1 protein-coding gene is annotated in these 413 nt (G+C 66.1%); it reads right to left on the bottom strand.

From position 1 onward, the window contains the following. Window positions 1–25: 25 nt before the first annotated feature. Window positions 26–343, bottom strand: coding sequence for an IS66 family insertion sequence element accessory protein TnpA (tnpA, locus tag OEB96_RS00255; RefSeq protein WP_266213367.1), 318 nt, complete (start codon window positions 341–343; stop codon window positions 26–28). Between the last annotated feature and the right edge of the window lie 70 nt (window positions 344–413).

The following is a 413-nucleotide window of genomic DNA, read 5'->3' as shown; positions in this document are numbered from 1 at the left end:
AACATCCGGGCTCCCGACGGCAGCGTCAGCATGAGCCCACCACCTCGAGCACTTCGCGGAGCCGCTCGACATCCACGGCACCAGCCACGCGAACGACCCAACCCGACCGTCCGACGATCTCGATCACGCCATCCTCGAGCCGCGCGCACGAGCTAGTCTCCCGGACGCGCACCTCGGTGAAGCCGACCTCCATGTCGACCTCCTCCCCGAAGAACTGTGACCACCGGAACAAGCTGCTGTAGCTCAGGCCGTGCTTCCTCGCGAACGCTGCGCGATCCAGCCTGCTCACACGCCACTTGTCCACCCAGCTCTTCCACTCGTCTCTCGGTCTGTGCTTGCCCATGACCTCGGCGCTACACCAGACCGATCCGGCTGTGGGCTCCGGCCCGGGAGGCACCCGGTAACGGGTTTAC

The organism is Paraliomyxa miuraensis, from assembly GCF_026337845.1.
GTDB lineage: Bacteria > Myxococcota_A > Polyangia > Nannocystales > Nannocystaceae > Paraliomyxa > Paraliomyxa miuraensis.
The sequence above is the reverse complement of the archived record's forward strand: the minus strand, read 5'-3'. Positions and strand labels throughout refer to the sequence as shown.

What these genes read in the sequence shown, in the direction of transcription:
- tnpA (WP_266213367.1), bottom strand. Translation starts at nt 343, where the DNA reads ATGGGCAAGCACAGACCGAGAGACGAGTGGAAGAGCTGGGTGGACAAG.